Source organism: Streptomyces triticagri (genome assembly GCF_003429565.1).
In the GTDB taxonomy this organism is placed as follows: domain Bacteria; phylum Actinomycetota; class Actinomycetes; order Streptomycetales; family Streptomycetaceae; genus Streptomyces; species Streptomyces triticagri.
In genome coordinates, this window is the sequence record NZ_QUAK01000127.1 from 1 (window position 1) to 572 (window position 572).

Annotated in this window: 1 protein-coding gene; it reads left to right on the top strand. The window is 74.1% G+C overall.

Features of this window, described 5'->3' with window-relative positions; translation table 11 throughout:
* Nucleotides 1-572, top strand: a 572-nt coding sequence (locus DY218_RS24245) for a hypothetical protein (RefSeq protein ID WP_233521879.1), incomplete at its 5' end; no start/stop codon positions are given.

Here is a 572-nt window from a genome sequence, read left to right on the forward strand (position 1 = left end):
CCCGATCCGAATCCGGCCCCGTCCCCTGCTACGTCGCCGCCCCGACCAGCCCCGCCTACCGCGGACCCACGACACCAGGACCGGCCACCACCACGGAACCGGGCCCCGACCCCTTCTCGTACAGCCTCACCCTCCCCGCCCGACCCACCTCCGCCGGCGTCGCCCGCAGCGCGGTCCGTACCACCCTCGAGACCCACGGCCTGACCGCCCTCACCTTCCCTGCCATGGTCCTGGTCGGCGAACTCATCGCCACCGCCGTCCACTTCACCCCGTCCCCGGACATCTACCTCGCCCTCCGCTACCGCCCCCACGACCCCTGCCCCACCACCGAAGACACCCCGCCGGAGGCAACCGGCACCCTCCGCCTCATCGCCTACGACGCCCACCCACCCCACACCTCCCCGCACCTCGGCGCCCTCTGCAACGCCCGCCGCCGCACCGCACTCCGCGTACTCGCCGCCGTCACCAAATCCTGCACCGGCACCTGGGGCTTCGGCCCTTCCCCCGACCCCGGCGGCGGCACCCGCACCTGGACCACCCTCCCCAACACCCCACCCGCCACCACCTGGTGA